This window comes from Brachybacterium sp. AG952 (genome assembly GCF_004362645.1).
Taxonomy (GTDB): Bacteria; Actinomycetota; Actinomycetes; order Actinomycetales; family Dermabacteraceae; genus Brachybacterium; species Brachybacterium conglomeratum.
Genome location: NZ_SNXV01000002.1, coordinates 383319 through 395298, shown reverse-complemented (window position 1 = coordinate 395298; position 11980 = coordinate 383319). Strand labels below are relative to the sequence as shown.

Genomic DNA, 11980 nt, shown 5'->3' with positions numbered 1-11980 from the left:
CCAGGGCGCCGGACACGACAGCGACTGACGACGGAGGATGCCGTGGAAGCTCTGATGATGACCCTGGGCTCGGGCTGGGTCAGCGGGATCAGGCCGTACTTCATGATCTTCCTGCTGGGCCTGAGCGGTCGGCTCTTCTCCCTCGAGCAGGTCCCCGAGGTGCTGCAGCGCACCGACCTGCTGGTGATCACCGGGATCCTGCTGCTGGTGGACCTCGCGGCGGACAAGATCGCCTTCCTCGACTCCTTCTGGGACCAGCTGCACACCGTGGTGCGGCCGATCGCGGGCGGCGCCATCGGCTTCCTGCTCGGCGGGGAGACGGACACGACCTCCGCAATCGTGATGGCGGTGCTGGGCGCGGCCGCGGCCTTCGGGTCCCACGCCGCGAAGACCACGACCCGGGCCGCGGTCAACGTCTCCCCGGAGCCGGTCTCGAACGTCCTGGTCTCCACCGGGGAGGATGTCGCCGCGGTCGTGATGGGGCTGCTCGCGATCGTGTTCCCGGCGGTCGCCGCGCTGCTCGCACTGGTGCTGCTGGGCCTCGGGATCTGGGCGATCGTGCGTATCCATCGCGCCTACCGGGACCTGCGCGCCCGGCTGCGGGAGGCCCGGGCCCGACGCGCGGACGGGACCCACGGACCGGCCTGAGACCGGTCCGGGACCGGCCGGCGGACGTCGCCGACGACGTCGTGGCCCGCGTTCAGGCGGCGGGCGCCGCGCTCGTGCCGTCCTCCCACAGCGCCCGCGCGACCTCGGGCAGCTGCGCGGCCGTGACCTCTGAGACCGTCAGCACGCCCTGATCGTCCAGCGGCAGGTGGCCGAGGCGCCAGGAGCCGTCGGCCTCGACGTGCACCATCAGCGGCACCGGATCGGAGGGGGAGGAGATCTCGGTGCGGCGCAGCGAGACGGTGCGCTCGGCGCCGTCCTCGAGGAAGGCCAGGACGATGTCGGAGACCGAGGCGGGCACGTGCGCGGCGTCGGGCAGGGCCGAGACCACGAAGGAGTCCAGCTCGTCCTGGGTGAGCATGAGGATCGCGTCGTTCGCCTTGATGATGAAGGCCATCCTCATCGCCTCGCCCTCGGCCAGCGCGATCCCGAGCCAGCGGTCCGCCGCCGTCAGGGCGCCGGCGATGACCTGGCCCTCCTCGCCCAGCAGCCACTGGCCGTCCGCGGAGCGCTCCACCTTCCCGCGGGCGCGCAGCCCCGAGGTGACCGCGGCGGTGACGAACTCGCGCGCCTGCTCCGGGGCGCTGCGCAGCCCGATCTGCTCGCGCGTGATCCGCGCGTTCTCGGTGTCGCGCAGGCCGAGCATGAAGTCGATCTCGTAGGCGGTGTAGATCGTGACCTCGGGACGGTCGGTGCCGGCGCTCGCGGACTCGCTCATCGGTGTTCCTCTCGGGCGTCGTGGAGCCGGCCGCCTCCTGCGGCGGCCGGGTGCAGCTGTCGACGAAAGCATCGCAGATCGGGCCGGGAGGGTGCGACCTGCCCCCGCAGCTAGACTCGCGGGATGCACGGGGAGCAGCGCGAGTACGCGGAGCACGTCGCGGGGCACGTCACGGCGGTGCCCGACCTCGGCGGCACCAGCGCCCGGGCCGTGTACCGGGACCTGCTGCGCTTCGGCCCCCGCTCCCGCCGCGATCTCACCGAGCGCCTCGGCCTGTCCGCGCCGACGGTCACGCGCGTGACCCGCGATCTGCTCGAGGCCGGCCACCTCCACCCCCTGGACACCGTGGCGCTCGCCAAGGGTCGCCCCCAGCAGCCGCTGGACATCGAGGAGAACCACGGTCCCCGGTTCATCGGGGTCAAGGTCACGGCCGACGAGGTCCACGCCGTGGTCACCACCGCGCGCGGCAACGCTCTCGAGGAGCTCGTGATGCCGCTGCCGGACACCTCCGCCGAGGCGGTCGCGGAGACGGTGGTGGACCCGGTCCGCGCCCTCGCCGGCGCGCATCCGCACGTGGCCGGGGTGGGCGTCAGCATCGGCGGCCGCGTCGCCGACCGGCGCCGCGTGGACTCCTCCTGGATCCTCGGCTGGGAGCACCCCGTCGACCTCGCCGACCGGCTCGAGGCGCGCCTCGCCCTGCCGGTCACCGTCGACAACGACATCGCCGCCATGATCCACGGCCTGAACTGGTTCGGGATCGGCCGCGCCTATCGCACCTTCGCGGTCCTCACGATCGGGGTCGGCGTCGCGATCGGCACCGTCGTCGAGGGGCGGCTGCTGCAGGGCCGCTCCCATCTCGCCGGGCTCACCGGCCGCCTGCCCGTCGCCGCACGGGAGGACGGCGCCCCCGAGCCCTTCTGGCGCTCGGCGCGGACCGCCGCGGTGGTCGAGGCGGCGCGGGAGGCCGGGGTGCTGGGGGAGGGCGAGGGCGTCGAGCGCCTGCGGGCCCTGCTCGCGGCCGGCGACCCCGCCGCCCGCGCCCTCAGCGCGGACCTCGCCCGCACCCTCGCGCGCGCCGCCGCCGCCGTGGTCGCCGTCGTCGACCCCGAGGCGATCGTGCTCGGCGGGGAGACGATCGACCTGGTGCTCGCGGCCGACGGGGAGTTCGAGCGGACCCTGCGCGCCTCGCTCCCCATCGCGCAGCAGGACCTCGTCCTGCGAGAGCTCGGCGGGGACTTCGACCAGTGGGCGCGCGGCGCCGCGGTCATCGCGATCCAGGAGTTCGTCGGCGGCGAGGTCTGAGCGACCCCGCCGCCGACGCCCCGGCTCCCGGGCGTCGGAGCCCGGGCATGGACGTCACGTGGATGCAGCCGTCACTGGAACAGCGCGTTGACCCGCTCGTTGTAGGCCGCGAAGTCTGCGCCGTCGATCCGCCGCATCCAGCACTGGTCGAAGGCCGGCTGCATGATCGACATGATCGCGGCGGAGTTCTCCACCAGCGGGTACCGGCCGGTCTCGCCTTCGGCGACCCGGTCCGTGAACGGGGTGACGTCCAGGCCCCGCTCCGCATAGGCCGAGATCGCGGTCTCCGTGCCCACGTCGGTCGCGGGGAAGAACGGGGCGCGCTCGCCGATGATCCGCTGCGCCTCGTCGGAGGCGAGGAAGGCGATCAGCCGCGCCGCCTCCTCCTTGTTCTCCGACTGCGCGGCGATCGAGTCGCCCAGGCCGTTGAACATCGATATCGGGGTGCCGATCGGCCCCGTCGGCAGCGGGGCGATCCCGAGGTCGACGCCTTCGAGGTTCGCCCAGGTCGTGATCATCCACGACCCGGCCAGGCCCAGCGCCGCCTTCCCGGACTGCACCTGGGTCTGGACGGGGCTGGAGTCGCCGAACATGCCGAAGGGCGGGAAGAAGCCCTTGTCCACGAGCCCGAAGTACCAGTCGATCGTCGCCGCGAAGCGGTCGTCGTCGTAGTGGAAGGTCGTGCCCCAGGTGTCGGCGTCGGTGAAGGTCCAGCCGGTCGAGAAGGCGAAGGCCGACCAGGTGGACTGGCCGACGTAGTCGATGCCGGCGTCGGCGCCCATGCCGTAGCGCGCGATCCGCGTCGGGTCGAAGCCCTCCTCGTCGCCGCGCACGCCGTTCTCGTCGATCGTGAGCCGGGCGAGCAGGCGCTCGAAGGAGCCGCCGTCCTCGGGGTTCCAGTCCAGGTTCGCGAGGTCGTCCTCGGTCAGCCCCTCCTCCTCGAGCATCCCCTTGTCGTACATCACCGCGATGGTGTCGTAGTCCTTCGGGACGCCGTAGCGCTTCCCGTCCTGCCCGGTCCACAGCTCCTGCAGGCCGTCCTGGAAGCGGTCGGCGGTGACGTCGGCCAGCGGTGCGAGATCGTCCAGCGGTGCGATCACGCCGAGGCTGACGAACTCCGGGAAGCGCGCCAGGTGGTCGGCGAAGGCGTCGGGGCCGGCACCCGCGACGAAGCCTGCGGTGAGCTTCGTCCAGTAGTCGTCCCAGCCGAGCTGGGTGATCCGCACGAAGACGTCGGGGTTCTGGGCCATGAACGCATCGATCGCGGCGGAGTAGGCGGGCAGCTGGTTCGCGTCCCACAACCAGTAGTCGATCTCGGTGGCGCCGGGCGGGGCGGCGCTCGTCCCGCAGGAGCTGAGCGCGACGGTGCCCGCGGCGCCTGCGGCGAGCGCCGCCGTGCCCGTGAGGAGCCGGCGACGGCTTAGCCCTCGCGGAGGGGCGCCGGCGGGGGAGTCGGAGGGCGGGAGGGGAAGGCGGTTCTGTGTCATCTCGGGCACCTCACTTGATCCCGCTGAAGCCGATGGAGTTCACGATCTTCTTCGCGAACAGGGCGAAGAGGATCAGCATGGGCGCGGCCGCGACGAGGGTCGCCGCCATCAGCCCGGACCAGTCCGGGCCCGTGCCCGGGGCCTGGGCGCGGAAGACGCCGAGCGCGACGGTGAGCACGCGGGACTGGTCGGTGTAGGAGACCATCAGCGACCAGAAGTACTCGTTCCAGGCCGTCATGTAGGTCAGCAGCGCCAGCGTCGCCAGCGGCGCCGAGGAGATCGGCAGGATGAGCGTGAAGAACACCCTCGCCTTGCTCGCCCCGTCGATCAGCGCGGCCTCCTCGACCTCGCGCGAGATGTTGTTGAAGAACTGGCGCAGGAAGAAGATCGCGAAGCTCGAGATGAACAGGGTGGGGAGCATGATCCCCAGCAGCGTGTCCACCAGGCCCAGGTTCTTGATCAGGATGAAGTTGGGCAGCAGGGTGAAGATCTGCGGGATCATCAGCGAGCCCAGGAAGATCAGGAACACGGTGTCCCGGCCGCGCCAGCGCAGGCGCGAGAAGGCGTAGGCGGCCATCGCGCAGGAGAAGGTCTGGACCACGGTGATCGTGGTCGCGACGATCACCGAGTTCAGCAGGTAGCGCCAGAAGTTGATCGAGGCGCCGGAGCCGCCCTGCGAGATCGCGGTCTCGACGTCCTGCAGGCCGAAGACGCGCTCGAAGCCGCCCGTGTTCAGGCCCACGGGCAGGAGGCTGCCCGGGTCGGTGGCCAGGGCGTTGTTGCTGGACAGCGCCGTGCGCAGCATCCAGTAGAAGGGGAACAGGGTGATCAGCAGGAAGATCACCATCACGGCCCAGGCCGCGATCCTCCCCCAGGGGATGCTGCGGCGGTGCCGGGGCGCGGGGCGGTCGGCGTCGGTGCGCGGCGCGCTGTCGGGCCGCTGCGTGGTCGTGGTCATCGCACTGTCCTCTCAGTCCAGGTCCGACTGGCCGGCACGGCTCATCCAGTACTGCGCGAAGGTGATCACCATGAGGATCACCAGCAGCGCGACGGACAGCGCCGAGGCGTAGCCGAACTCGTACTGGGCGAAGGCGTTCTCGTAGATGTACATCTGCAGCACCTTGGAGGCGTCGGCGGGACCGCCCTGGGTGGTGACCGAGATGGTGTCGAACACCTGGAAGGAGCCGATGATCGTCATGATCAGCACCAGCGCCAGGATCGGGCGCAGCAGCGGCAGGGTGATGCGGCGGAACATCGCGATCTCCCCGGCGCCCTCGGTGCGCGCGGCCTCGTAGAGGTGGGCGGGGATCGACTGCAGGCCCGCGAAGAGCAGCAGCGCCGTGTAGCCCATGTGCCGCCACACGTTCACCAGTGCGACCGTCGGGATCACCCAGGTCTCGCTCGCCCAGAAGGCGATCGGGTCGAAGCCGATCCACTGCAGGAGGATGTTGAAGATGCCCAGCTGGGTGTCCAGGATCCACAGGAACACGATCGCGGCGACCACGTTCGAGACCAGATAGGGCGCCAGCACCAGCGAGCGCAGCACGGTGGACTGGGTCAGGCGCTGCATGAGCACCGCGATGACGAGCGCGACGACCGTCTGCACGCCGATGTTGATGAGGACGTACAGCACCGTCACCTTCAGCGAGTTCCAGAAGACGGGGTCGGCCAGGAGCCGGCGATAGTTCTCGAGCCCGACCCAGGTGGGCGGGGTGAGGGTCGTGTACTCCGTGAAGGAGTAGTACAGGCCGGTCAGCAGCGGCCAGACGAGGAACACCAGCAGGCCGACCGAGGCGGGCGCGATGAACAGCAGCGCGAGCTTCGTGTCGTCCTTCCGGCGGCGCCTCGTCGGGGCCGACCGCGTCGACGTCGTCGCGGTGGACATGGGTGCCTTCTTCCGTGGTGGTGGGGGTCGGGTCAGCGGGATGCGTCGGCGGCGCTCTCGCGGGTCAGGGACAGCAGCAGGCCCTGCTCGGGGTCGAGCAGGGGAGCGGCGAGGCCGGCGACGGCCAGCGCCGCGCCGGGCAGCACCGCCCCGTCCGCCTCGAGCACGCGGGAGAGCCAGGGCGGGGGCGTGAGATGCGAGGGCGGGCCGCTGGGCAGCAGGGCGCGCACCCGGTAGGCGGCGGCGGGATCCAGGCCCGGCAGCACCAGGCGCGGGTGCTGGGCGGTGTCGGCGCGGCCGACGGCGCTCAGCGCGAACAGCGCCTCGTCCCGCTCGGAGGAGACCACGCCCTGCAGCCACAGGGGGCTCTCGCCGCGGTCGGCGCGCACGAGATCGCCCGTGAACAGCAGCTCGCGGCGCTCCTTGTAGAGCGTGATCCAGGCGGTGAGCTCGGCGAGCTCCTCCTCGCTCGCGGCGGCGAGGTCCCACTCGATGCCGAGGTGGCCCATCAGCGCCGAGTGGGCGCGGAAGCCGAGGGTGTGCAGGCGCCCGGTGGTGTGGGAGCGGCCGGAGGCGATGTGGCTGCCCATGAGCTCCAGCGGGATCAGCTGCGAGGTCCAGCGGTGCATCTGCTGGCGCTCGAGCGGGTCGATGCAGTCCGAGACCCACACCCGGTCGGTGTGCTCGAGCACGCCGAGGTCCACACGCGCCCCGCCCGAGGCGCAGGCCTCGATCTCCAGGCCCGGGTGGGCCGCGCGCAGCTCGTCCATGAGGCGGTAGGCGGCGCGGGTCTGGTCGTGCACGGCGGCCCGGCCCGTGGCGCGGGTCGCGGACTCCAGCAGGTCCCGGTTCTGGTCCCACTTGATGTAGCCGATCTCGTGGGCGCCGAGCAGGGCGAGCATCTGGTCGCGCACGTGCGCGTACGCCTCGGGGATCGACAGGTTCAGCACCTGCTGGTTCCGCGAGCGCAGCGGCATCCGCTCGGGGGAGGGGGCCATGATCCACTCGGGATGCGCGCGGGCGACGTCGGAGTCCTCGCTCACCATCTCCGGCTCGAACCAGAGCCCGAACTCCATGCCGTGCGCCCGCACGTGGTCGACCAGGGGGCCGAGCCCGTCCGGCCACACCTCGGGCGAGACGACCCAGTCGCCGAGGCCGGAGGTGTCGTCCCGGCGGGAGCCGAACCACCCGTCGTCCAGGACGAAGCGCTCGACCCCGAGCGCGGCGGCGCGGTCGGCGAGGTCGGCGAGGCGCTCCAGGTCATGGTCGAAGTAGACCGCCTCCCACACGTTCAGGGTGACGGGGCGGCGGGCGTCGACGTGATGGGGGCGTGAGCGGAGGTGGCGGTGGAAGCGGGCGGCGACCTGGTCGAGGCCGTCGCCGTAGGAGGCGTACAGCCACGGGCTCTCGTACGTCCCGCCCTGCTCGAGGGCGACCTCGCCGGGCAGCAGCAGCTCGCCGCCGCCGAGCAGGCGCTGGTCGGAGCTCGTGCGCTCGGCGAGGTGGCGGTGATTGCCGGAGAAGGCGGTGTGCACCGCCCACACCTCGCCCTCGCGGAAGCCGAATCCGGGCCGGCCGGCGTGGAGCAGATGCGCGGAGTCCGCTCCGGTGCGGCCGCGTCGGTTCTCCCGCAGATGGGTGCCGACGGTGAAGGCGCGGCGCTGCGGGGTGCGCTCCTTCGTCCAGCGACCCGCGAAGTCCAGCAGCTCGTCGGCCGTGGCGGGGACGGGGAGGGAGAGGGAGAGCTCGTCGAGGCGGTAGGGGCCGGTGCCGGTGTTCGTCAGGCGGGCGCGCAGGCGCAGCAGGCCCGTGGGCAGCAGATCGGCCTCGAGCAGGACCGCGAGGCCCTCTTCCGGGTCCTCGAGGTCGATCTCGACGTGCGCCGCGCCGGTCTCGGCGTGCGCGTCGGCCGGCGGCGTCCCGTCGATCCGCAGGCCGCGGGTGATCAGGCGCGGGGTCCAGCCGGAGCCGTCCGGGCGGGAGCCGGCCAGGCCCGGGCGGCCGAGCCAGCCGTCGGAGACCTGGGGGAGGAGGCCGACGCGCACCGGGACGTCCACGAGGTTCTGCGGGACCGGCGGGACCGTCGCCTCGCACAGCGCATCCATGCCCTCGGGCCCGAGGGCGCCGAGAGCACGACCCCAGTGCGCGATCGCGGGGACGCGCCCGTCGGTGACGTCCAGCAGCACGGAGACCCCGCTCGCGGCGAGGTGGACGCGGTGAGCGGCCCCGGGGCGGGGCACGGTCACGTCGCGGTCGGGTGCGGCGGGCTGCGGGGACATCGACGACCTCCGGTCTGCGGCTCTGTGTGCTGTCGCGGACGGTCGCCGAGCGGCGGCGCGACAGCGCGACGGATTAACTATAACCATGAAAGTAATGTCCGTCGAGAGGTCGCCCACCGCCCGGGCCGACGGGGCCGGGCGGCCCCGCAGAGGTCGGCGGCGCCCGGCTATGGTGGAGAGCCGTGCGCGCCCACGCGCGCTCCGCCCGCACCGTCGGACGCCGTCCTCGAACTCCGCGGGAGCATGATGCCCTCCACCACCACGGCCGCCGGGCCGCGCCGACTCGACCGCGTGCTCGACCTCGTCGAGCGGGCCGGCAACCGGCTCCCGCACCCGCTGGTGCTCTTCGCGGGGCTCTTCCTGGTCACGGCCCTGCTCACCACGCTCCTCGCGGCCGCCGGCGCCGAGGTGCAGGTGCCCGGCGAGGAGGAGCCGCAGCCGGTGCGCTCCTTCTTCAGCGGCGAGGGGCTGACCTGGTTCACCACCACGCTGGGGGAGAACTACATCGGCTTCCCGCCGCTGGTGAACGTGCTGCCGATCGTGCTCGCCGTCGGCATCGCCGAGGGGTCCGGGCTGCTCAGCGCCGCGATCCGGCGCCTGTTCGGCTCCGCCCCGCGCTGGCTGCTGCCGTACGTGGTCGCGCTCGTCGGCGTCAACGGCAACCTCATGTCCGACACCTCCTTCGTGGTGATCCCGCCGCTGGCCGCCCTCGTCTTCGCCGCCGCGGGCCGGCACCCGCTGGCCGGCATGATCGGGGGCTTCGCCGCCGTCGGCGCCTCCTTCTCCACCGCGATGATCCCCTCGCCGATCGACGCGAACTTCTCCGGCATCACCGCCTCGGTGATGGAGTCGCTGCCCGCCTCGCTCGGCGCGGCCCCGGTCACCGTGGTCTCGAACTACTGGATCAACCTCGCCTCCTCCCTCGTGCTGGTCGTGGCCTGCGGCTTCCTGATCGACCGGGTGCTCGAGCCGCGGCTGGAGCGCGCCGGCGTGCCCCGCACCCTCGCCCTCGAGGACGACGGCGCCGCCGCGGGCTCCGAGGCGAGCGCCGACGGCTCGATCAGCCCGCTGGAGCGGCGGGGGCTGCGCTGGGCGGCGGCCTCGCTGGTCGCGGTCGTCGTGCTGATCGCCGCGCTCGCGACGGTGCCCGGCTCGCCGTGGCAGAAGGAGGGCGGGGGACTGCTGCCCGACTCGCCCTTCATGGGATCGATCGTGTTCTACCTGGTGGTCGCCTTCTCCGTCACCGGCATCGTCTACGGGGCGATCGCCGGCACGGTCCGCTCCGGGGCCGATGTCGCCGCCCTCATGGGCCAGGGCCTGCGCTCGATGACCGGCTTCCTCGTGGTCGCCTTCGCCCTCGCCCAGTTCCTGGCCCTGTTCTCCTGGAGCGGGATCGGCACCTATCTCGCGGTGCACGGCGCCGCGCTGCTGGAGCACGCCGACCTCGGCGGCCTCCCCGTGGTGCTCGGCTTCGTGGTGCTGTGCGCGCTGACGAACCTGCTGATCACCTCCGGCACCTCGATGTGGGGGCTGATGGCGGTGGTGTTCGTGCCGATGCTCGCCCTCAGTGGACTGGAGCCCGCCTTCGTGCAGGCCGCCTTCCGCATCGGCGACTCCTCCACCCAGATCATCACGCCGCTGAGCCCCTATCTCATCGTGCTGCTGGGGATGGTGCGCCGCTACGAGCCCGGCGCCGGCCTCGGCACCCTCGTCGCGCGCCTGCTGCCCTTCACGCTCGTGTTCCTCACGGCCTGGACCGCGGTGCTGCTGGTGTTCTGGGGCCTGGACCTCCCCGTCGGTCCGGGCAACGGCATCCGCCTGGGCTGAGCGGCGGTGCGAGACGGCTCGGCGTCGCCGCGCCTGCGGCGATACCCTGTCGCCCACCCCAGAGAAGGCCAGGAGCCCCGCATGATCTTCACCCAGTCCTCCAAGCTGCGCGACGTCTGCTACGAGATCCGCGGGCCGGTCCCCGCAGAGGCCGCCCGCATGGAGGCAGAGGGCCACAAGATCCTCAAGCTCAACATCGGCAACCCCGCCCCCTTCGGCTTCGAGGCGCCCGACGAGATCCTCGTGGACATGATCCGGACCCTGCCCACCGCGCAGGGGTACTCGGACTCCAAGGGCATCGTCTCCGCCCGTCGCGCGGTCGCGCAGTACTACCAGACCAAGGGCATGCCCGGCATGGGGCTGGACGACATCTACCTCGGCAACGGCGTCTCCGAGCTGATCCAGATGACCTGCCAGGCCCTCGTGGACGACGGCGACGAGGTGCTCGTCCCCGCCCCGGACTACCCGCTGTGGACCGCCTCGATCGCGCTCGCGGGCGGACGCGCCGTCCACTACCGCTGCGACGAGGAGCAGCAGTGGTGGCCCGACGTCTCCGACATCGCCGACAAGGTCACCCCGCGCACCAAGGCGATCGTGGTCATCAACCCCAACAATCCCACCGGTGCGGTCTATCCCGAGCATGTGCTGCGGGAGATCGTCGAGGTCGCCCGCAAGCACGGGCTGATGATCCTGGCCGACGAGATCTACGACAAGATCCTCTACGACGACGCGGTCCACATCCACATCGCGAAGCTCGCCCCGGACCTGCTGACCATCACCTTCAACGGGCTGTCCAAGGCGTACCGGGTGGCGGGCTTCCGCGCCGGCTGGATGGCGCTGTACGGGCCGAAGGAGCATGCGGACAGCTTCATCGAGGGCCTCGACGTGCTCTCGAACATGCGCCTGTGCCCGAACGTCCCCGCCCAGCACGTGGTCGCCACGGCGCTGGGCGGCTACCAGAGCGTGAACGAGCTGCTGCTGCCCGGCGGCCGCCTGCGCGAGCAGCGGGACGTCGCCTACGAGGGCCTCAGCGCGATCGACGGCGTGAGCGTCGTGAAGGCCTCGGGGGCGCTGTACATGTTCCCGCGCATCGACCGCGAGATGTACCGCCTCGAGGACGACGAGCAGTTCGCCTACGACCTGCTGCGCTCCAAGAAGCTGCTGGTCAACCACGGCACTGGCTTCAACTATCCCGAGCCCGACCACCTGCGCCTGGTGACCCTCCCGCAGGCCGACGTGCTCGCCGACGCCGTGGACCGCATCGCCGACCACCTCGCCTCGATCCGCCGCTGAGGGCGCCCGGGCGCCCGGGCGCCCCGCGGACGGGGAGGGTCAGAGCAGCAGGCCGATCGCCGTCGCGAGCACGGCCAGCAGCGGGAGCGCGCCCTGCTTCACGGCGGCGGCGCGGTGCGCCGGGGAGCTCAGCAGCAGCACGGTCGCGGCGGCGAGCATCGACCCGGTCCCGGCCAGCAGCAGGGTCGCCCCCACGATCGTCGTGCCCACGAGGGCGAGCACCGCGCCGAGCGCCGCGAGCACGGCGAGGAACAGGTTGTAGAAGCCCTGGTTGAAAGCCAGCTCGCGGGTTGCGGCGACCTCGTGCGGACTCTGCTCGCCGAACACCTTCTGCGCCTGCGTCCCGCCCCAGGCGAGGGACTCCAGACGGAAGATGACCACGTGGAGAGCGGCTGCGGCGAGGGCCAGGATCGAGCCGAGGGTGAGCATCGCGACCTCCGAGGTCTCTTGGAATGATCGTTCCACTATAGTGGGTCGTGCCCGGTGCCGACAGCCCGGGCGAGGAACGTCGACGAGCAGGCAG

The 11980-nt window shown here is 72.0% G+C and carries 10 protein-coding genes; 4 read left to right on the top strand and 6 right to left on the bottom strand.

The annotated features are described in order from the left end of the window. Positions 1-42 precede the first annotated feature (42 nt). Positions 43-648, top strand: a complete 606-nt coding sequence (locus tag DEU31_RS07240) for a DUF4126 domain-containing protein (RefSeq protein ID WP_243733770.1) — start codon at positions 43-45, stop codon at positions 646-648. A gap of 52 nt (positions 649-700) precedes the next feature. Here the strand turns inward: DEU31_RS07240 and DEU31_RS07235 are convergent, their stop codons facing one another. Next, positions 701-1384, bottom strand: a complete 684-nt coding sequence (locus DEU31_RS07235; protein WP_133676632.1) for a hypothetical protein — start codon at positions 1382-1384, stop codon at positions 701-703. Between the two features lie 123 nt (positions 1385-1507). Between DEU31_RS07235 and DEU31_RS07230 the strand changes: the two genes are divergently transcribed. Continuing rightward, positions 1508-2686: an ROK family transcriptional regulator gene (locus tag DEU31_RS07230; protein WP_133676631.1), complete on the top strand. Its 1179-nt coding sequence runs from the start codon at positions 1508-1510 to the stop codon at positions 2684-2686. Between the two features lie 71 nt (positions 2687-2757). Here the strand turns inward: DEU31_RS07230 and DEU31_RS07225 are convergent, their stop codons facing one another. Genes DEU31_RS07225 through DEU31_RS07210 form a run of 4 tightly spaced genes read right to left on the bottom strand, consistent with a single transcriptional unit; the run spans position 2758 to position 8337 of the window. Next, the gene (locus DEU31_RS07225) at positions 2758-4173 is read right to left on the bottom strand and encodes a sugar ABC transporter substrate-binding protein (RefSeq protein ID WP_133676630.1); all 1416 of its coding nucleotides are present in this window, start codon (positions 4171-4173) and stop codon (positions 2758-2760) included. Between the two features lie 10 nt (positions 4174-4183). Next, positions 4184-5131, bottom strand: a complete 948-nt coding sequence (locus DEU31_RS07220; RefSeq protein ID WP_133676629.1) for a carbohydrate ABC transporter permease — start codon at positions 5129-5131, stop codon at positions 4184-4186. Between the two features lie 12 nt (positions 5132-5143). Then, entirely contained in the window at positions 5144-6058 is a 915-nt protein-coding gene (locus tag DEU31_RS07215) for a sugar ABC transporter permease (protein ID WP_010550074.1), read from the bottom strand. Between the two features lie 32 nt (positions 6059-6090). Then, the gene (locus DEU31_RS07210; protein ID WP_133676628.1) at positions 6091-8337 is read right to left on the bottom strand and encodes an alpha-galactosidase; all 2247 of its coding nucleotides are present in this window, start codon (positions 8335-8337) and stop codon (positions 6091-6093) included. 246 nt (positions 8338-8583) lie between these two features. On the opposite strand from DEU31_RS07210, the gene DEU31_RS07205 reads away from it, so the two are divergent. Together DEU31_RS07205 and DEU31_RS07200 are read left to right on the top strand one after the other, a co-directional pair. Continuing rightward, the gene (locus DEU31_RS07205; protein ID WP_347876455.1) at positions 8584-10164 is read left to right on the top strand and encodes an AbgT family transporter; all 1581 of its coding nucleotides are present in this window, start codon (positions 8584-8586) and stop codon (positions 10162-10164) included. 81 nt (positions 10165-10245) lie between these two features. Continuing rightward, the gene (locus DEU31_RS07200) at positions 10246-11457 is read left to right on the top strand and encodes a pyridoxal phosphate-dependent aminotransferase (protein ID WP_133676626.1); all 1212 of its coding nucleotides are present in this window, start codon (positions 10246-10248) and stop codon (positions 11455-11457) included. 39 nt (positions 11458-11496) lie between these two features. Here DEU31_RS07200 and DEU31_RS07195 read toward each other — a convergent pair whose 3' ends face one another. After that, positions 11497-11886 (bottom strand): DUF1304 domain-containing protein, encoded by a 390-nt coding sequence (locus DEU31_RS07195; protein WP_133676625.1) that lies wholly within the window; start codon positions 11884-11886, stop codon positions 11497-11499. Positions 11887-11980: the final 94 nt, after the last annotated feature.

Excerpts from the sequence above, each read along its gene's own strand:
- DEU31_RS07235 (WP_133676632.1), bottom strand. The coding sequence starts at position 1,384 with ATGAGCGAGTCCGCGAGCGCCGGCACCGACCGTCCCGAGGTCACGATC.
- DEU31_RS07230 (WP_133676631.1), top strand. The coding sequence starts at position 1,508 with ATGCACGGGGAGCAGCGCGAGTACGCGGAGCACGTCGCGGGGCACGTC.
- DEU31_RS07225 (WP_133676630.1), bottom strand. The coding sequence starts at position 4,173 with ATGACACAGAACCGCCTTCCCCTCCCGCCCTCCGACTCCCCCGCCGGC.
- DEU31_RS07220 (WP_133676629.1), bottom strand. The coding sequence starts at position 5,131 with ATGACCACGACCACGCAGCGGCCCGACAGCGCGCCGCGCACCGACGCC.
- DEU31_RS07215 (WP_010550074.1), bottom strand. The coding sequence starts at position 6,058 with ATGTCCACCGCGACGACGTCGACGCGGTCGGCCCCGACGAGGCGCCGC.
- DEU31_RS07210 (WP_133676628.1), bottom strand. The coding sequence starts at position 8,337 with ATGTCCCCGCAGCCCGCCGCACCCGACCGCGACGTGACCGTGCCCCGC.
- DEU31_RS07205 (WP_347876455.1), top strand. The coding sequence starts at position 8,584 with ATGCCCTCCACCACCACGGCCGCCGGGCCGCGCCGACTCGACCGCGTG.
- DEU31_RS07200 (WP_133676626.1), top strand. The coding sequence starts at position 10,246 with ATGATCTTCACCCAGTCCTCCAAGCTGCGCGACGTCTGCTACGAGATC.
- DEU31_RS07195 (WP_133676625.1), bottom strand. The coding sequence starts at position 11,886 with ATGCTCACCCTCGGCTCGATCCTGGCCCTCGCCGCAGCCGCTCTCCAC.